Here is an 18,551-nt window from a genome sequence, read left to right on the forward strand (position 1 = left end):
CGGACAAATTTTCTCCAATTGCGATAAAGATTGGCTATCGGGTCTATTCGGTTTTGTCTAAAGGAAGGTGAATGGTGAAGGTGGTTCCCTTTTCTTTTTCGGAGGTAAAAGAAATCTCGCCATCGTGTTCTTCAATGACTTTTTTAGTGATGGCCAGCCCCAGGCCGGTTCCGCTCGATTTAGTGGAAAAATTCGGCACAAAAATCTGATCCTGAGTTTCTTCGGGAATACCCTCACCATTGTCTTTCACAGATATGACTACCTTGTCTTTTGCCCTGCTCAGAGTAGATGTCAGGGTGACTTTCCCTCCTTCGGGCATGGCCTCATGCGCATTCTTAACGAGGTTGATGAGAGTCCGCCGTAGCTCATCTTTCACGCCAAGAACCCGGAGTTCTCCTTGGTGAAGTTCAGTTTCTATGGTGAGGTTCTCTTCCGGCTCATACAGCTCTGCCACCGATGCAAGCAGTTCATTCAATTCAACCGGTTTAAACTCCTGATCGGTAGGGCGGGCAAACTTGGAGAAATCGGAAGCAATTTGGCTGAGTGATTCAATCTGTTCAATCATATTTGCCGCGATCTTCTCAATTTTTGGTTTCATGAGTTTGAACTCATCTTCCGAAACATTCAGCTGACGCTCCAGGTGTTGGAGGTTCAGCTTCATGGGTGTAAGCGGATTTTTGATTTCGTGAGCCACCTGCTGGGCCATTTCTTTCCATGCAGCTTCCCGTTCGGCACGGGCCAGGTCTTCCTGTAAGTCTTTCAGCCGGTACACCATAACGTTATAAGCATTGGTCAGCGAGCCGATTTCATCTTTACTTTTTACGGGAAGAGTGGTTTCCAGATCGCCACCGGATATTTTTTTGAGTCCTTCCCGCAGTGCTTCGAGTGGAGAGGTTAATTGGGTTGAAATCAATGAAGCGGCAATAATGAACAGCCCGAATATGATGACATAAAACCCAAGCAAATAGCTGGTTGTTGAAAGCAGCTGTTCATTGAATTTTGGCGCTTCCAGAAAGGTAGGAATGGCAACAATACCGGCAATCGACCCTTCTGTGTTAAGCCAGGGCTGATATCCAATCAACAGTTCCTGATTGCCAAGGGTGGCTTTTCGGGTAACCTGGCTGTTTCCCCGGTTATAAATGGAATCGTACACATCCCAGGGTAAAATTCTCGGAAGCAGGTGCTGATTATAAATCTGGCTGGTGGTAGAGGTGTTGACGGTTTTGTCTTTATAAAGAGCAGCATCAGCATCCAGTGTTGATGTGAGTTCGCTGAGTGGAATAGGGGATGCGCTAAGCGATTGCTTCTCCTGAAGAGAAATAGCATCGGTAAGATTTCCCAGTTTATCCAACAGTTGGTCCTGTACGCTTTTTTGGTTTTGGCTTTTGATGGCATAATATGTTGTTGCGATCAAGGCCATCAGGCAAAGCAGGGAGGCAAATACAAAACGGTCGATAAGCCGGTCTCGAAAACGACGGTTATGCCCCAGAATGTTGAGGTCTTTTTTCCAGAACAGGGAGCCAAGGACGAGGAGGCCGGTAATCAACACACAAAAGAAAAACCGGAGCAGCGAAAACAGGTGATTATCCAGGCCGGGGTGATTTGTAGCAGCCCGTATTATTTTCTCACTTGAGGTGGCAATGAAAAACTCCCTGATTTGCTGATCTCCAAGACCCTCTGTTCTGAACATGGTGGAATCTTCCTCTACCACAATATCTTCAATAAGTTCTCCGGGAAGCCGCAGATAACCGGGCATTTCCAGGGGTATCCCAACAATGTTTCTGCGGGAAGCAAGTCCGTTCACATATTCCGTGATACTGATTGACGCGTTCCAGTTCTCACTGCCCTCCGAGGCAATAACGGCACGCAGAGGTTTCTCAAATTGAGGACGTTCGCGGTACACGGAGCATAAAATCCATCCAATACGCTGTGGAGACGAGCCGTTTTCATAAAGGGGAATCCAGGCCCGGCGGAAAGAAGAATAATTTGAGTTGGCTTCATTTAAGGGCCGCTCCCGTACAATGGGTCGAAGGTTTTCCAGCCTGATTTGTTCTTCCTCAAATGGAATCACCAGCGACATAATATTGAAAGCGCGGGTCCATGCCGGGGAATCTAAATCAGAAGAGTACTCCCCGATGATATCCCCATTATTATTTACAAGCTGGGTTGAAATGGAGAAACGCTCCCATTCTTCGGTAATAAGTTGTTGGGTTTGCTGGGTGAAATAATTCTCAACAAAAGCGGGGCGCTGATTTAAGTCTTCTTCGGTAAGATTAGAGACTGAGCGCTCAAGCCCGGTAAGTAAACTTCTGGCAATACGTTCGGCCTGGGTGGCTTCTTCATCAACAAATAACTCGGCTGCCCGCTGCATCTGCCCATTCAATCGTTCAGAATAGCCTTTGTACACAGCTATATACGATAAGCCTACAGAGATAAAGCTGAATAAAAGCAGCAATCGTAAACGGGAGGCATAGGTAAATAAATCAGAATCTCGATTGGCCAGGAAAACGAAGCTAAGGATGGTTCCAAAGAAAATGCCGGTGGTAAGGGTGATCCATCCCGCAATATGGGCATCGGCACTCAGCTCAAAGATGATAAACATCCCAAGGATATATCCTGAAAGAATGAATAAAAAGGGGATAATGGGAGGGGTGATGGTGAGCTTAATGATAAACCAGCCCAGCAAGGTTAACAGCGTGATGCATGAAATGGTGAAAACCCCGGACATCACATAGAAAACGAGGGTGTCCCAGTTGGGGAATACCTCAAGATCTAACACCGGGATAGATGTCTGGGTAAAAAGAGAGTAGGTTTCAATGATATAAAAGTGAAGCAGGAAGGCGCATAGAAACCCAAAGAAAATCAGGGTTAACGGCAGGGTGATTTTAGGTTGTTTCTGCAGCTCAATCTCCGAAGAAATTAACGGGCGGAAGCAGACAATGGTGAGCAGCAGAACAAATAACGCATGTACTCCATACTTTACCAGGGGCTTAAGCGTCAAAAAATCTTGCTGACCCAAAGCATAAAATATTTCAATCCAGCCCACCCCGTAATCAATATTTGAAAAGAAAGCCCATGCCAAAGTGATGGCAAATAATTTCAACAGCAAGGATTTCCAGGTACTCAATTCCCGGGAAATGGAAATCAAAAACAGGGTAATTAGGCAGATGAAAACAGCGTAGAAAATAGCCCGGTATAAAAAGTAACGGTTCTGTTGGTTTGACCGGTAGGTAGCGTAGCCTTCCGAAAGGGTATAAACGACTCCGGCTGAATCTATATTTGCGGTAGATATTTTTGTTTGGAACTGAATGTTAGCCGGTGGGTTTTCAAAAAAACTAAAGTGAACCGGGTACTCCGATTCTGTCTGGAAAAGAGTTGAAGGACTTATCTCGGCATTGTTGCCAATGGGGAGAATATTTTCCTGCTTAATTTTCTTCCGGGTAATGAGGATAAACGGTACGGAAGAATCCGCCTCACTGACGGTGAAGGAAGTTCGGTATTGCAGAAATGTGACGTTGTTATTCTGTTCAAGGCTTAAAACGGCTTCGCTGCTATCCGAAATAGTGGGGAGAGTCTTTGCGGCAAAGCCGGTCCAAAGCAACATGTTCTGATCTCTAAAAAGTGACAACCCCCAGAAGTCAAAACCTGCCACTGCTTCTTCGGCAAGTGCATCTGTCGGGACATTGTTTTCCAGGAATTGGTTTGCGGTAGTCGCATACTTTTCACTTTCATTAATGAAGTCCTGCTCAAAATCGCTGTAGTTTTGCAGTGCTTTATAAACCGATTGATTGGCTAATTGAACCTGTTCAATCTCAGAAAGTTGCCCTTGTTCGGTCCATATTTCAAATATCCCGTAAGCAAGGGCGATCAGAGTCAGCAGAAAGGCAAGAGCCCAGGTTTTATTTTCTATGGGTGATTTCAATATAGCACTACTCATAAAGGTGAGAACGAATATGAGCGTAAATTAACGGCTAATCAAGTTTGGTATTTCGCTGTCCGCCTTACCTTCAAGGACCGATGTGATCGCTTCGGCGGCAAGCATCCCGATGTCTTTTCTGGTGCGATGGGTAGCACTGGCGATATGCGGAAGCAGCAGGGTATTTGGGGCCGTTAACAAATCGGGATGTACTTTGGGCTCCTCTTCAAAAACATCGAGTGCGGCTCCGGCAATTTGGTTTTGGTGCAATGCCTGGGCTAAAGCCGCCTCATCAATAACCGCTCCTCTCGAAATATTGATCAATAATGCGTGCTCCGGCATCGAATCTAAAAGCTCTTTATTCACCAGGTGATGGGTTTCTTCAGTGAGTGGGCAATTCAGGCTCAATACATCAGCGCGTTGGGCAAGCTCTTTATGATCTGCAATAAACTCGGCTTTAAGTTCCTGTTCTGTTTCTTCATCCACTCTTGTGCGGTTGTGGTAGATAATCTTCATGCCAAATGCACGAGCCCGGTCTGCAAAGGCCTGCCCAATTCTCCCCATCCCTATGATGCCAAGGGTTCGGTCTCTCAGTTCCATTCCTAAAAAGCCAAGGGGCTCCCAGCCGGCAAATTTTCCATCACGCAGATACTGTTCGGCTTCTTTGAATTTTCTGGAAAGTGCGAGCAAAAGGCCCATCGCGTAATCTCCACAAGCTTCGGTAAGCACATCCGGAGTGTTGGCTACTTTAATGCCAAGATCATGAGCGGCTTCTACATCAATGTTATCATACCCAACGGCAAAGTTGGCTATAACCTTTAGGTTTTGCCCGGCTTTTAGTACCGTCTCCGAAACCGGGGTGGACAGCATGCATAGGAGTCCGTCGTATTCCGGGATATCCCGAATGAGCGCTTCCTCAGATTGGTAGGTGCCTTTATCCCCAACAGTGACCGATGCGAAGTTCTTCAAATAATCAATTACATCATCAGGTATAGGTTCTGTGATCAGGATCTTAGGCATGTCAGGTTATTTTGTTGAAGAGCCAAGCGGCAGTTCAAATTCCTTTTCATTTATCACGATCAGCTTTTTTTGTTCCCACTGCTCCGAACTGATGCCCTTGTGGATATAGGTGAATGGAGTGATAGTTTGGGCACACATCTGCTGATATTTTTGCCAGCCGATAATATTCAGTGTCAGCATTTCGGGGACGATGCGCTCATCCACTCGAAGTATTTGGGTGCAGGGGTTCGGGAAAGTTCCTTTTACTACTAATGCTTTTTCTTTTTGCACTCTGATAAAGGCGATACTGTCGATAGCGATCTCTTTCTCTACATATGGAATCCGGTGCGGTGGATTTTCATCAGCCAAGTCCGGGTAACGTTCCTCCGGGGAAGGTTGATTTGAAGCACATCCAACTCCCAGAATAATCACAGCGATCAAATAAATGAGGAGACTATAAACTTTCATTCTTCAGAAGCATCTTCAATGTAGGTCACTTTGGCATCATTCCACATGCGCTCAAGTCCGTAGAAGTCCCGTTTTTCTTTACTCATTACGTGTACTACAATGTTCACAAAATCCAGGATTACCCAGGAGCGGCTCTGCAAACCCTCTTTTTTCCAGGCTTTCTCTCCCATTTTTTCGCGTACATCTTCTTCCACAACATCGGCGAGAGCTTTGATTTGAACGTCGGAGTTACCATGGCAAACAACGAAATAGTCGGTAAGGGTAGTCAGTTCAGAAACATCCAGCACGATTATTTCTTTACCTTTTCGGCTAAGCAGGGCCTCCGTAATTACTTCCACCATTTCCTGAGAATCAGGGGTGTCATCCGAGAAGGCATTTTCAAATTGTTTTTTTGCTGGTTGTTTAATGTCGGTCATAAAGTTAATCAGTGTTTAGTTTTTCAAAGTCGTGGCCAATAATTACGCTCACGTCGAGATAAAAATCAGGAGACGATTCCCGAATTACGTTCCGTTCAGGAACGCCTAATGCGTTGGCCACACGATATGCATTATCCATCACTCCGCTTCGTGATATTATAAGGGTTTCCTGGAGGTCAAACGTTTCAAAATTTCCGGTTTCAACCACATCGAACCCATTTTTCCGGAGCAATCCGGTATAGGAGTTGGCAATTCCTGAAATCCCACACCCATTCAAAACCTCAATTTGAATGATTTCGCTTATAAGTTCTGATTGAAGCTCTGCCCGTTCATTAAAAATGCGGGGATAAATAATGCGGGTAAATAGTGCTGCTACCAAAACCAGCAGCAGAACACTTAGAAATCCAATAGCGGCGTTTAAAAAAAGTTCGTTCGTACCGGAAGAGCTGTTACCTTTTGTTTCTGCCATCAACTACGTTTTAAAAATCCTTTCTAATACCAGGGGTTGAACCGGTTATACCCATAGGCTCCGAAACCATAGGGGTTGTGGTACCCATAGCCTGCCGGTAGTTGTTGATATTGCAACTGAATGCGCGCATTGTCGCTGATTTTGTAGTTCAATTCGGCATTCCGGATTAGTACCTGTCCGCCTAAATTATTATTAGTGTTAACAAAATCAGAACCTCCGAATGGAGAGTGAAGGAAAGAAACATCCACGCGGCCGGTAAGATCCGGGGTAAACATAAAGTTGAGCGTATTGGTGTAAGCGTTAACGTTCTGGTAGGAACCGCCAACAGCACCAAAACTCATTGAGTAAGAGTGGCTCATCGTCACGTTGTTCTGGAAGAAATCATTCAGCCAGGTCTGGACAGTAGATGTCTGGGAGTTAATAATGGGCCCTGAAAAGTCGTTGTATCTGGGAAGATCCTCTCTCAGCTGGGCAGATAATTGAACACTATAAATAATAGCGAACGCAAAAGTGAGTGTAAATAATTTTTTCATGATGCTCGTCAAAGTTTACAGTTGAACGCAAGAGCAGATACTTAAGTATAACGAATTGGCCTTTAATAATAAACAACAGACAATGGGCACAAGCTTTGAAATCCCATAAAAAAAACTCTATCTTATTCAACTTTTCTAACAGTACTGAATAACCTGATAAATAGCTAAATGAAGCTTACCGATTTTAAATTCGAGATTGACGATTTAAACATTCCTGAAGAACCGCTGAAGAAAAGAGATTCAGCCAAGTTGATGGTTCTTAATCGTGCTGAAAAAACCATCGAGCACACCACTTTTGATAAAATTCATGAGTACATCAATAAAGATGATGTCATGATCTACAACAACACCAAAGTATTCCCGGCCCGCCTGAACGGTAAGAAGGAAAAAACAGAAGCGGATATTGAGGTTTTTCTGCTGAGAGAATTGATGCCGGAAAACATGCTTTGGGATGTGCTGGTTGAGCCGGCGCGTAAAATCCGAATCGGGAATAAACTGTATTTTGGAGAGGAAGACGAAGAGCTGATGGCTGAAGTAGTGGATAACACAACTTCACGCGGGCGTACTATTCGTTTTCTTTATGAAGGACCTAATCAGGAACTGTACAACAGGCTGGATGAACTCGGTAAAATGCCTTTACCTCCATTCATTGAACGTGAGCCGGTAGAAGAAGACAAAGAGCGATACCAAACTATTTTTGCGACCGAGCGTGGAGCAGTAGCTGCTCCGGCGGCCGGGATGCACTTTACGGAAGAGCTGGTTGAGAAGATTAAGAAGAAAGGAGTCGAGTTCTTGCCGACCACCCTTCATATTGGTTGGGGAATTTTCCGCAATGTTGAGGTTGAAGATCTGACCAAGCATCGTATGGACTCAGACAATTACTTCATTTCTAAAGACACGTCCGATAAAATCAACGAAACGCTGAAAAAGAAAAAGAACCGGGTGATTGCCATTGGTTCAAGTTCTTGTCGAACCATCGAAACAAGCGTGATGGCAAGTGGGATGTCTAAGCCGGGAACCGGTTGGACTGATAAGTTCATATACCCTCCTTACGATTTTAAAATTACAGAAGGGTTGGTCATTAACTTCCACCAGCCGGAGTCAACTCGTTTGATGCTGGCAGCTGCTTTTGCGGGTTACGACTTTCTGATGGAGGCTTACGAAGAAGCCAAGAAAAACGATTACCGTATGTTTGCATTCGGTGATGCAATGCTGATTCTTTAAGCATGTCTAAACTGTCGGTCATAATACCGGCGGCAGGGTCGGGGGAGAGAATGGGTTCCGATATCCCCAAGCCTTTTATAAAGGTGGGGGATAAAACCATTCTTGAACATACCATTTCCAGGTTTCTGGAAGTTCCGGATGTAGCCCAAATCATTATCGCTACATCAAAAAGCTATATCCCGACTATAAAGTCCATGTTTGAGCAGCTTTCGACAGACATACAATTGGATGTAGTTGAGGGCGGTGCCGAGCGTCAGTTTTCAATTTATAATGCACTTAAACTTGTGTCTGCTGAATGTGAGCTGGTTGCCGTGCATGACGCAGTTCGTCCCTTTGTTCGCAAGCAACTTATTGAAGAGTGTTGCGAGGTTGCTTCAAATATAGGTGGAGCCGTTCTTGGGGTGCCCGCCAAAGATACCATCAAAAAAGTGGATGCAGATAAGGTGATCGAATCAACGCCTGATCGTTCGGTTTTGTGGCAGGCTCAAACCCCCCAGGTTTTTCAAAAAGAATTGCTCGTCAAGGCATATGAGTCAGCTTTAGGTGAGAACTTCATCGGCACCGATGATGCCTCTTTAGTAGAAAGAATTGGCGGAGCCATTCAAATGGTTGAAGGAGACCGGGAAAATTTGAAGATTACCTATCCTGTTGACCTTAAGGTTGCAGAATTAATTCTTGGAGTGGGAAAGTGAAAGTGCGAATTGGATATGGATACGATGTGCATCGGTTCAGCGAAGGGCGCAAGCTCATGCTCGGTGGGGTTGAAATCCCTCATGATAAAGGACTTCTTGGTCACTCCGATGCAGATGTATTGCTTCACGCTATAACAGATGCACTGCTTGGGTCACTTGTTCTCGGGGATATAGGCGCACACTTTCCGGATACAGATCCTGAATTCAAAAATGCCGACAGCCGGGTGTTGCTCCGAAAAAGTTATGAGCTGATAAAGGATAAAGGCTATCAGTTGGGAAATCTTGATGCCACGATAATAGCTGAGCAGCCAAAACTCCGTCCTTATATAGATGACATTCGCAAAACCATAGCTGAAGACCTTGGTTGTTCCATTGACGATATATCCGTGAAGGCAACAACTTCCGAGAAAATGGGATTTGCCGGTCGTGAGGAAGGGATAATTGCACAGGCTGTAGTTCTCATTCAGGTTTCCGGGTGATGGCTGATCAGATTGTACAAAGTATTGTCGATTGGATAAGTGTAGTGCCACCGATTGGTGTTTATCTCATCTTTTTTGGAATAGCCTATATCGAGAACCTTATCCCACCCATGCCCGGAGATGTGATTGTGGCTTTCGGCGGATACTTAGCTGCGGAAGGTTTGATCGGGTTGTTTCCTGTATGGAGCCTCACCGTTGTTGCTTCTGTAGGGGGATTTATGACGATGTATTGGCTGGGCCATCGGTGGGGAGCCCAAATTGAAGAAAACAGGGACAGTCATTTTTTACTCCGCTTTATCGATTACAAGTATTTCGCCAGGGGGAAAAAATGGATGAGCCGATGGGGGCAGGGTGTGATTGTTGCGAATCGTTTTTTGGCCGGAACCCGATCGGTCATCTCGCTCACAGCCGGGATGTCTCATCTCAAAATTACACCCACAATTCTGAGTTCACTGGTGAGTTCGGTTTTATGGAATACCCTGCTATTGGCGATGGGCTGGGTCATTCGGGATAACTGGCAAATTATCGGGGAGTATCTATCCAACTATGGAAAGGTCATTTTAGCGTTGATAGCGCTGTTTGTAGGGCTTAAAGCCTACTTTTCCTATCGCAGGAGGAAGCAAGTCGTAAAAGATGAAAAAGAGTGAAATTTTTTCACAAAACATTATTGACAATCAAAGCTATCATACTTAATTTTGAAGTCTTTCGCGAAAAGCCAGTGTAGCTCAGTTGGTAGAGCAACGGTTTTGTAAACCGTCGGTCATCGGTTCGAATCCGGTCACTGGCTCAGCGATCTTTAATTTATTGATTTTATCTGGGGAGATACCAAAGCGGCCAACTGGGGCAGACTGTAAATCTGTTGTCGTGAGACTTCGTAGGTTCGAATCCTACTCTCCCCACGCGTAAGCGAGCGTAGCTCAATTGGTAGAGCGTCACCCTTCCAAGGTGAATGTTGCCGGTTCGATTCCGGTCGCTCGCTCAACGACGCCGATATAGCTCAGGGGTAGAGCACTTCCATGGTAAGGAAGGGGTCGTCGGTTCAAATCCGACTATCGGCTCAGGTCGAAATTTTTTTGATGAATTTTTAAACAATACTTAACAAAACAGCTTAATCATGGCAAAAGAGACCTTTGAACGGAATAAGCCCCATGTGAACGTGGGAACAATTGGACACGTAGATCATGGTAAAACAACCTTGACGGCAGCTATTACAACAGTAATGGCGAAAACTTACGGCGGTGTAGCCAAGCAGTTTGCCGACATCGACAATGCTCCGGAAGAGCGCGAGCGTGGGATTACCATTGCTACCGCGCATGTGGAGTACGAAACCGATGCCCGCCACTACGCCCACGTAGACTGTCCGGGTCACGCCGACTATGTCAAGAACATGGTGACGGGTGCCGCTCAGATGGACGGAGCAATTTTGGTTGTTGCCGCTACCGACGGTCCGATGCCACAGACTCGCGAGCACATTCTGCTGGCTCGTCAGGTAGGTGTACCTCAGATTGTTGTATTTATGAACAAGGTAGACCTGGTAGACGATGAAGAGCTGCTGGAGCTGGTAGAGCTGGAAGTACGCGAGCTGCTGTCTTCTTATGAATTTGACGGCGACGACATCCCGGTGATTCAGGGATCAGCCCTGGGCGCTCTCAACGGCGAAGCCGAGCACGAAGAAAGCATTGTAGAGCTGATGAAGGCTGTGGATGAAACCATCCCAACGCCGGAGCGCGATGTAGACAAGCCTTTCCTGATGCCGGTAGAGGATATCTTCTCTATCACCGGTCGTGGAACGGTAGCTACCGGACGTATCGAGCGTGGCGTTATTAAAGTAAACGACGAGATTGAGATTGTAGGGATTGTAGAAGACCCGATGAAATCGGTAGTAACCGGTATTGAGATGTTCCGTCGTATGCTCGATGAAGGGCAGGCCGGAGACAACGCCGGTATTCTGCTGCGAGGAATTAACAAAGAGCAGATTGAGCGAGGCATGGTACTTTGTAAGCCCGGCTCGATCACTCCTCACAAGCAGTTTGAGTGTGAGGTATATGTACTCAGTAAAGATGAAGGTGGCCGTCACACGCCATTTTTCAAAGGCTACCGCCCACAGTTTTACTTCCGTACCACCGACGTAACCGGAGCCTGTGAGCTTCCTGATGGTGTGGAGATGGTAATGCCGGGAGACAACGTGAAGCTGAATGTAGGATTGATTCAGCCGGTAGCGATGGAAGAAGGGCTACGGTTTGCGATTCGCGAAGGCGGACGTACCGTGGGTGCCGGAGTTGTAACTAAAATATTGGATTAAGGCAGTACCTTAAATAAGGCCAGTGCATAGAGCAGTCGGTTTGCCGCCTGCTCTTGTGCGCTTTATACGGGTGTAGCTCAGTTGGCAGAGCACTGGTCTCCAAAACCAGGTGTCGGGAGTTCGAGTCTCTCCACCCGTGCAGACAAAATAAATGATATGAGCAAGATTAATGATTTTTTTGACGGTGTTGTAAAGGAATTCAAGAAGGTTTCCTGGCCAACCCAGAAAGAGCTAATCGATAATACCATTATCGTGGTGGTTTTTTCAATCATAATATCGGTATTCATCTTTGGTGTTGACCAAATGTACAGCACCATATTAGAAGCTATTTATAATCAATAATGAGTAAAGAATTAACGCATGATTGGTACGTAGTTCGCTGCTTTTCCAGTCATGAAAAAAAGGTTAAAGAGTTTCTCGAGCGCGAAATTGAAGATCAGGGTTTAGAGGATAAAATCAAGGAGATCTTGATTCCCACTGAAACGGTTGTCGAGATTCGTTCCGGAAAGAAGCGTACCCGCGAGAAAAACTTTTTCCCCGGATATATTCTTTTGAATACTCATTATGATGAAGAAGTAAACAATTTGATACAAAGTGCACCCTCCTGCCTTGGTTTTTTGAAGGTAGGTAAAAATGAGACGGTGCCAACTCCACTGAAAGATCACGAAGTCAAACGCATCATTGGACGAGTGAAAGACGGTGGCGACGAACCGCGGAATATTGAAATTCCGTACAGCGAGGGAGACCTGGTTAAAGTGATATCCGGTCCGTTCAAAGATTTTGACGGAACCGTTCAGGAAGTGAATCCTGAAAAACTGAAGCTGCGAGTCATGGTTAGTATTTTTGGCCGTAAAACTCCTGTTGAAGTGGATGTCAGCCAAGTTGAATCCGCTACATAAAGAACCTAGTTGATGCACACTAGCTATTACGCAAATTAAACTGAAGTTATTAATTATAGGATCCTGAGAATCCATGGCTAAAAAAGTTGAGAAAATCCTGAAGCTCCAGATTGTTGGGGGGCAGGCAAACCCTGCGCCACCTGTTGGACCGGCACTCGGTCAGGCGGGAATCAATATAATGGAGTTTTGTAAAGCCTTTAACGCTAAGACTCAGGACAAGGCCGGAACTGTTGTTCCTGTTGAGATTACAGTTTATGCTGATAAGTCTTTTACATTCAAAACAAAGACTCCACCAGCACCTGTACTTCTTAAGAAAGCAGCGAAAATCAAGTCCGGATCAGGTGAACCTAACCGAAATAAAGTAGGTACAGTAACCTGGAGCCAATGCAAAGAAATCGCAGAAGAAAAGATGGAAGACTTAAATGCGTTTGACATCGAAGCTGGCGCGGAAATGGTTGCAGGAACGGCTCGCAGTATGGGTCTTAGAGTAAATCGCGAAAAGTAAGGAAATTGTGATCATGGCAAAAAGAGGAAAAAAATATCAACAGGCCGTGGCACTCGTGAACCCCGAGGTAGAGTATACTTTGGAAGAAGCGTGCGATCTGGTTAAAAAAACATCTACCGCTAACTTTGATGCATCCGTTGACGTTGACGTTCGGTTGGGAGTTGATCCCCGCCACGCCGACCAAATGGTGCGTGGTACAGTGAGCTTGCCTCATGGTACCGGTAAAGAAGTGAAGGTTTTGGCTCTCGTTAACGAGGCCAAGCAAGATGAAGCCAGAGAAGCTGGTGCCGACCATGTTGGTCTTGATGATTACATCACGAAAATAGAAGAGGGGTGGGCTGATATTGACGTTATTATCGCTACACCCGACGTAATGGGTAAACTCGGTAAGCTTGGGCGCTTTTTAGGGCCCCGCGGACTGATGCCTAACCCTAAGAGTGGAACCGTAACAATGGATGTGGCCGATGCTGTAAAGCAAGTTAAAGCCGGTCAGATTGATTTCCGTGTTGATAAAACCGGAATCCTTCACACATCGATTGGAAAAGTTAGTTTCGATGCAAGTGACCTGAAGGAGAACGCTGAGTCGTTCTTACGTACGGTTATGAGCTTGAGGCCGGCTTCCGCAAAAGGGCTGTATGTGAAAAGTGTTTTCATGAGCAGCACAATGGGACCAAGCATCCCGATAAGCAGAACCGCAGTTACATCCCTATAATAGGAGGAATTTAAATTATGCCTACTGCAGAAAAGCGTGTAATTCTTGATGAACTTACCGAAAAACTGAAAAGTTCGAGTGCTTTATACATTGCGAACTATTCGGGAATGTCGGTACCTGAAGTCAACGAATTGCGAGGTGCATTTCGTAAGGGAGATATTCGATTCAAAGTTTACAAGAACAAACTTGTAAAGCTCGCAATGGAAGAAGTTGGTGGATACGATGAAATAATCCCCGCATTGGTTGAGCAGAATGCTTTTGCATTCGTTGAAGAAGAATTATCTGCACCTGCCAAGGTATTGAAAGATTTTATCAAGGATAATAATAAGCCAGAATTTAAAGCAGCTATCGTAGACGGAGATTTTTACGGTGCGGATAAGCTGGACGTTCTTGCCGCAATGAAGTCGAAGAACGAGATTGTTGGCGATATCCTTGGTCTGTTGATGGCCCCACTATCAAATGTAGTTGGTGCGCTTGAATCACAAGGATCTAACCTTGTTGGTGCCGTTAAAACCATCGCTGAAAAAGGCGAAGAGTAACCCTTATTTATTACAACTAGAATTTTTTATATCAAAACAACTGGAGATAACAAATGGCTGACGTTAAAGATTTAGCTGAACAGCTTGTCAACCTAACAATTAAAGAAGCAAACGAACTTGCTAAAGTTCTTGAAGAAGAATACGATATCAAACCTGCTCAAGCTGCTGTTGCAGTAGCTGGACCTGCTGGTGGCGGAGAAGCCGGTGGCGGAGAAGAGCAAACTGAGTTTGACGTAGTTCTGAAAAGCGCTGGTGCTAAGAAAATCGCGGTAATTAAAGAAGTACGCGGTATCACCGGTCTTGGACTCAAAGAAGCCAAAGAATTGGTTGACGGAGCTCCCGGCACTGTAAAAGAAGCAGTTTCTAAAGATGAAGCTGAGCAAATCAAAGGCAAGCTTGAAGAAGCTGGTGCCGAAGTAGAGCTTAAGTAACTCATACTTACACATTCGTTGGTAGCCAATGCCGTGAAAACGGTATTGGCTATTGGCGTCTATATAAATTGACCCCATTAGCCCTGGGGTTTGCCCGTATCATTTACCTTCAATCTAAGAGGAGAGGTTCCTTTTGAGCAAGAAGATGCAAACTATTCCGAACACGGAACGCTTATCGTTTGGTAAAACCAAGCACGTACTGGATTATCCGGATTTTCTGGACATTCAGTTAGAGTCATTCGAAAAATTTGTACAACTTGATATTGCTCCCAATGAGCGAGAAAATCAAGGACTACAACGAATTTTTAATGAAAATTTTCCCATTCAAGACAGTCGCGAGACTCATATTCTTGAATTCCTTTATTATAACGTAGATGTGCCACGTTACACGATTGCTGAATGCCAGGATCGTGGGCTGACATATTCCGTTCCGTTAAAAGCAAAATTGCGATTATCATCGGTTGATGATAGCGACGAAGCCAGCGAAACTATTGAGCAGGAAGTATTTTTAGGAGACCTGCCCTGGATGTCGAATCGCGGAACATTCATCATTAACGGTGCTGAGCGCGTTATTGTAAGTCAGCTCCACCGTTCACCCGGTGTATTCTTTGGTCAGAATGTGCACCCGAACGGAACACAGCTGTACTCGGCCCGAGTTATTCCTTTCAAAGGATCCTGGATTGAATTCACTACCGATATCCGTGACGTTCTTTGGGCTTATATCGATCGTAAGAAAAAAGTTCCGGCCACTACCTTATTACGTGCGCTTGGATATTCTTCAGATATCGAATTGTTGAGCCTGTTTGAACTTTCAGAAGAACTTAAATTCGGTAAGAAAGATCACTACAACAAAAACCTGGTAGGTAAGCGACTTGCTGAGAACGTTGTTGTAGAAAGCATGGAAGAAGTGGTTGACGATGAGACCGGTGAAGTTACCGAAGCTCTGAATCGCCAGATTATCTTTGAGCGGGATCATGAACTTACTGAAGATGACTACGGCTCATTAAAAGATGCTGAAGTAGAGAAAGTGCTCGTGCAGAAAATCTCAGCTGAAGAGTCTGAGCGTTCTGTTATGATGAATACACTTCGTAAGGATCCTACTTACGATGAGACAACAGCTCTTGGAGAAATTTACCAGCAGATTCGATCCGGTGAAATGCCCGATCCTGAAACTGCTCGTTCTATCCTGGAAAGACTATTCTTCAGCGACAAGAAATATGATCTGGGTGAAGTAGGTCGTTACCGATTGAACAAGCGACTGAAGTTAGATCAGGATAACACCGTACAGTATCTGACGAAAGAAGATATTGTAGCTATTGTTAAAGAGGTTATCCGCCTGAAGAACATGAAGTCTCAGGTTGATGATATTGATCACTTAAGTAACCGACGTGTGCGAACCGTTGGTGAGCAGTTAGGTCAGCAGTTTGCAATTGGTCTTGCCCGAATGGCACGAACCATCCGAGAGCGTATGAACTCACGCGATGCTGAGCAGCTTACCCCGCAGGATCTTGTGAATGCACGTACCATTTCAAGTGTGATTAACACTTTCTTTGGTACCAATCAGCTTTCACAGTTTATGGATCAAACCAACCCGCTTGCCGAGCTGACGCACAAGCGTCGTATGTCTGCACTGGGTCCTGGTGGTCTTACTCGTGAGCGAGCCGGTTTTGAGGTTCGTGACGTTCACTACACGCATTATGGTCGTCTATGCCCCATTGAAACACCTGAGGGACCAAACATTGGTTTGATTTCCTCGCTGTGTGTGCACGCGAAAGTAAATGACTTTGGCTTTATTGAAACCCCTTACCGTAAGGTGAAAGAAGGTAAAGTATCCAAAGATGTTGAATATCTCGCTGCCGAGCAGGAAGATGAAACGGTAATTGCCCAGGCGAATGCCGAGATTGATGATAAAGGTACTTTCGAGAGTGAAGCTATTTTCTCTCGTACACGTGAAGGTAACTACCTGCGTGTAAAACCAGATGAAATTGAATACATGGACGTTGCCACTAACCAGATTACTTCTCTGGCGGCAGCGCTGATTCCATTTATTGAACACGATGATGCTAACCGTGCCCTGATGGGTTCGAACATGCAGCGTCAGGCTGTTCCGCTTCTTCGTCCCGAAGCCCCTGTGGTGGGAACCGGACTGGAGCAGAGAGCAGCTCGCGACTCACGTGCTATCATCACCGCTGATGCCGATGGTGAAGTAGTATATGTAAGTGCGACTGAAATTCGAGTTAAGTACAACCGTTCTGAAGATGAGCAACATTGCTACTTCGACGGTGGGGTGAAAACCTACAAGCTTGACAAGTTCATTCGTACTAACCAGGATACTACTATAAACCAGCGTCCGGTTGTGAAGATTGGCGACAAAGTGAAAGCCGGTCAGGCTCTCGCTGATGGTTGCTCAACCGACAAAGGTGAGCTGGCTCTTGGCCGTAACCTGCTGGTGGCGTTTATGCCATGGCGTGGTTACAACTTTGAGGATGCCATTGTAGTAAGTGAGCGCATCGTACAAGACGATATTTATACTTCTATTCACGTAACGGAATTCGAACAACAGGTTCGTGACACCAAGCGTGGGGAAGAAGAACTGACTCGTGAAATTCCTAACGTAAGTGAGGAAGCCACACGCAACCTCGACGAACGTGGAATTATTCGCGTAGGTGCCAAGATTGAACACGGCGATATTCTGGTAGGTAAGATTACTCCTAAAGGAGAAACCGACCCTACTCCGGAAGAAAAACTGCTTCGTGCGATCTTTGGTGATAAAGCCGGTGATGTGAAAGATGCATCTCTGAAAGTACCTCCGGGTGTTCAGGGAACCGTAATCGACACCAAGCTTTTCAGCCGTAAGCGCGATGAGTTGGTATCTCGTAAAGAAGAGAAGAAACGTGTTGAGCAGGAAGAAGAACGTCACTCCCAAAAAGTTGCTGAATTAAATCAGCAGTGGGCAGACAAGATGTATTCTCTGCTTCGCGACAAAACCTCTCCGGGTGTATATAACTACAGTAATGTAGAGCTGATCCCGAAAGGCGAGAAATACAAGAAATCTGTATTTGAAGAATTAGATCCGGTAAACATTAACGAAAACATCGACTGGGCCACAGATGGTGAGCTCGTGAAGATGGTTCGAAGATTGTTTGCCAACTACCGCGAGCTTCGTCGTGAAATTGACACCGAAGCTAAGCGTCGTAAATTTGCAATCCAGGTAGGAGACGAACTTCCGCCGGGAATCATCCAGAAAGCAAAAGTTTATGTTGCTAAGAAACGTAAGCTGCACGTGGGTGACAAGATGGCCGGTCGTCACGGTAATAAAGGTGTGGTTGCTAAAATCGTACCCCAGGAAGACATGCCGTTTATGGAAGACGGAACCCCGGTTGACATCTGTCTAAACCCGTTGGGTGTACCTTCCCGTATGAACCTTGGTCAGATTTACGAAACCATTCTTGGATGGGCTGCTAAGAAAATGGGTGTGACGTTTGCGTCGCCTATCTTCGACGGCGCTTCCATGGATGAAGTTAGAGAGAAATTAAAAGAAGCCGGACTGCCTGAAGACGGCCGCGTAAATCTTTACGACGGACGAACAGGCGAGCCATTCGCACAGAAAACAACTGTAGGTTATATCTACATGTTGAAACTGAACCACCTGATTCAGGACAAGATGCACTCTCGTTCTATCGGGCCATATTCACTCATTACGCAGCAGCCATTGGGCGGTAAAGCTCAGTTTGGTGGCCAGCGACTTGGTGAGATGGAGGTTTGGGCACTGTACGCATATGGTGCATCCAGCATCTTGAAAGAAATGCTCACTGTGAAAAGTGATGACGTAAAAGGGCGCTCTAAAGTGTATGAAGCTATCGTGAAAGGTGAGAACCTGCCTGATGGTGACGTGCCCGAATCATTCAAGGTATTGTTACGAGAGCTTATGGGTCTCGGCCTTGAAATGCATATTGAATAATTTCAC

The 18,551-nt window shown here is 45.5% G+C and carries 18 protein-coding genes and 5 tRNA genes; 17 read left to right on the forward strand and 6 right to left on the reverse strand.

Annotated features, from left to right (window positions below):
• Positions 1-43 precede the first annotated feature (43 nt).
• From NM125_RS08985 to NM125_RS09010, 6 genes are read right to left on the reverse strand one after another with little or no spacing between them, the layout of a single operon-like run.
• Complete coding sequence (locus NM125_RS08985) at positions 44-3,937, reverse strand: sensor histidine kinase (protein WP_255134570.1); 3,894 nt, start codon at positions 3,935-3,937, stop codon at positions 44-46.
• Positions 3,938-3,964: 27 nt separating this feature from the next.
• Positions 3,965-4,936 (reverse strand): 2-hydroxyacid dehydrogenase, encoded by a 972-nt coding sequence (locus tag NM125_RS08990; RefSeq protein WP_255134571.1) that lies wholly within the window; start codon positions 4,934-4,936, stop codon positions 3,965-3,967.
• A 6-nt stretch (positions 4,937-4,942) separates the two neighbouring features.
• Positions 4,943-5,383: a hypothetical protein gene (locus NM125_RS08995; protein WP_255134572.1), complete on the reverse strand. Its 441-nt coding sequence runs from the start codon at positions 5,381-5,383 to the stop codon at positions 4,943-4,945.
• A complete protein-coding gene (rsfS, locus tag NM125_RS09000) occupies positions 5,380-5,799 on the reverse strand; it encodes a ribosome silencing factor (protein ID WP_255134573.1) in 420 nt (139 codons plus the stop codon). Before rsfS ends, NM125_RS08995 begins: the two co-directional genes overlap by 4 nt.
• A 4-nt stretch (positions 5,800-5,803) precedes the next feature.
• Positions 5,804-6,268, reverse strand: a complete 465-nt coding sequence (locus tag NM125_RS09005) for a LytR C-terminal domain-containing protein (RefSeq protein WP_255134574.1) — start codon at positions 6,266-6,268, stop codon at positions 5,804-5,806.
• Positions 6,269-6,291: 23 nt separating this feature from the next.
• Positions 6,292-6,801, reverse strand: coding sequence for a hypothetical protein (locus NM125_RS09010; protein ID WP_255134575.1), 510 nt, complete (start codon positions 6,799-6,801; stop codon positions 6,292-6,294).
• A gap of 168 nt (positions 6,802-6,969) precedes the next feature.
• Here NM125_RS09010 and queA point away from each other — a divergent pair, with 168 nt between their 5' ends.
• The 17 genes from queA to rpoB all read left to right on the forward strand — a co-directional run bounded on the left by queA (position 6,970) and on the right by rpoB (position 18,545).
• Positions 6,970-8,025, forward strand: coding sequence for a tRNA preQ1(34) S-adenosylmethionine ribosyltransferase-isomerase QueA (gene queA / locus NM125_RS09015; RefSeq protein ID WP_255134576.1), 1,056 nt, complete (start codon positions 6,970-6,972; stop codon positions 8,023-8,025).
• A gap of 2 nt (positions 8,026-8,027) precedes the next feature.
• Entirely contained in the window at positions 8,028-8,717 is a 690-nt protein-coding gene (gene ispD, locus NM125_RS09020) for a 2-C-methyl-D-erythritol 4-phosphate cytidylyltransferase (protein WP_255134577.1), read from the forward strand.
• A 2-nt stretch (positions 8,718-8,719) separates the two neighbouring features.
• Complete coding sequence (gene ispF, locus NM125_RS09025) at positions 8,720-9,196, forward strand: 2-C-methyl-D-erythritol 2,4-cyclodiphosphate synthase (protein WP_349294184.1); 477 nt, start codon at positions 8,720-8,722, stop codon at positions 9,194-9,196.
• Positions 9,196-9,843 carry a DedA family protein gene (locus tag NM125_RS09030; RefSeq protein WP_255134579.1) on the forward strand — a complete coding sequence of 216 codons (648 nt, stop codon included), beginning with the start codon at positions 9,196-9,198 and terminating at the stop codon, positions 9,841-9,843. The genes ispF and NM125_RS09030 overlap by 1 nt, the downstream gene beginning before the upstream one ends.
• Positions 9,844-9,910: 67 nt before the next feature.
• Positions 9,911-9,983: transfer RNA gene (locus NM125_RS09035), tRNA-Thr, on the forward strand.
• Between the two features lie 29 nt (positions 9,984-10,012).
• Positions 10,013-10,095: transfer RNA gene (locus NM125_RS09040), tRNA-Tyr, on the forward strand.
• A gap of 7 nt (positions 10,096-10,102) precedes the next feature.
• Positions 10,103-10,175, forward strand: a tRNA-Gly gene (locus NM125_RS09045).
• Positions 10,176-10,182: 7 nt separating this feature from the next.
• Positions 10,183-10,254 (forward strand) — tRNA-Thr (locus NM125_RS09050).
• A 56-nt stretch (positions 10,255-10,310) separates the two neighbouring features.
• Entirely contained in the window at positions 10,311-11,498 is a 1,188-nt protein-coding gene (gene tuf, locus NM125_RS09055; RefSeq protein WP_255133411.1) for an elongation factor Tu, read from the forward strand.
• Positions 11,499-11,564: 66 nt separating this feature from the next.
• A tRNA-Trp gene (locus NM125_RS09060) sits at positions 11,565-11,637 on the forward strand.
• A gap of 17 nt (positions 11,638-11,654) precedes the next feature.
• A complete protein-coding gene (gene secE / locus NM125_RS09065) occupies positions 11,655-11,840 on the forward strand; it encodes a preprotein translocase subunit SecE (protein WP_255134580.1) in 186 nt (61 codons plus the stop codon).
• Positions 11,840-12,397 (forward strand): transcription termination/antitermination protein NusG, encoded by a 558-nt coding sequence (gene nusG / locus NM125_RS09070; RefSeq protein ID WP_255134581.1) that lies wholly within the window; start codon positions 11,840-11,842, stop codon positions 12,395-12,397. Before secE ends, nusG begins: the two co-directional genes overlap by 1 nt.
• A gap of 73 nt (positions 12,398-12,470) precedes the next feature.
• Entirely contained in the window at positions 12,471-12,902 is a 432-nt protein-coding gene (gene rplK, locus NM125_RS09075; protein ID WP_255134582.1) for a 50S ribosomal protein L11, read from the forward strand.
• Positions 12,903-12,915: 13 nt separating this feature from the next.
• Positions 12,916-13,614 carry a 50S ribosomal protein L1 gene (rplA, locus tag NM125_RS09080; protein ID WP_255134583.1) on the forward strand — a complete coding sequence of 233 codons (699 nt, stop codon included), beginning with the start codon at positions 12,916-12,918 and terminating at the stop codon, positions 13,612-13,614.
• Positions 13,615-13,631: 17 nt separating this feature from the next.
• Complete coding sequence (gene rplJ, locus NM125_RS09085) at positions 13,632-14,153, forward strand: 50S ribosomal protein L10 (RefSeq protein ID WP_255134584.1); 522 nt, start codon at positions 13,632-13,634, stop codon at positions 14,151-14,153.
• 53 nt (positions 14,154-14,206) lie between these two features.
• Positions 14,207-14,584, forward strand: a complete 378-nt coding sequence (rplL, locus tag NM125_RS09090) for a 50S ribosomal protein L7/L12 (RefSeq protein ID WP_255134585.1) — start codon at positions 14,207-14,209, stop codon at positions 14,582-14,584.
• Positions 14,585-14,729: 145 nt separating this feature from the next.
• Entirely contained in the window at positions 14,730-18,545 is a 3,816-nt protein-coding gene (rpoB, locus tag NM125_RS09095; RefSeq protein WP_349294185.1) for a DNA-directed RNA polymerase subunit beta, read from the forward strand.
• The last annotated feature ends 6 nt before the right edge of the window (positions 18,546-18,551 follow it).

It is taken from the genome of Gracilimonas sediminicola (genome assembly GCF_024320785.1).
Classification (GTDB): domain Bacteria; phylum Bacteroidota; class Rhodothermia; order Balneolales; family Balneolaceae; genus Gracilimonas; species Gracilimonas sediminicola.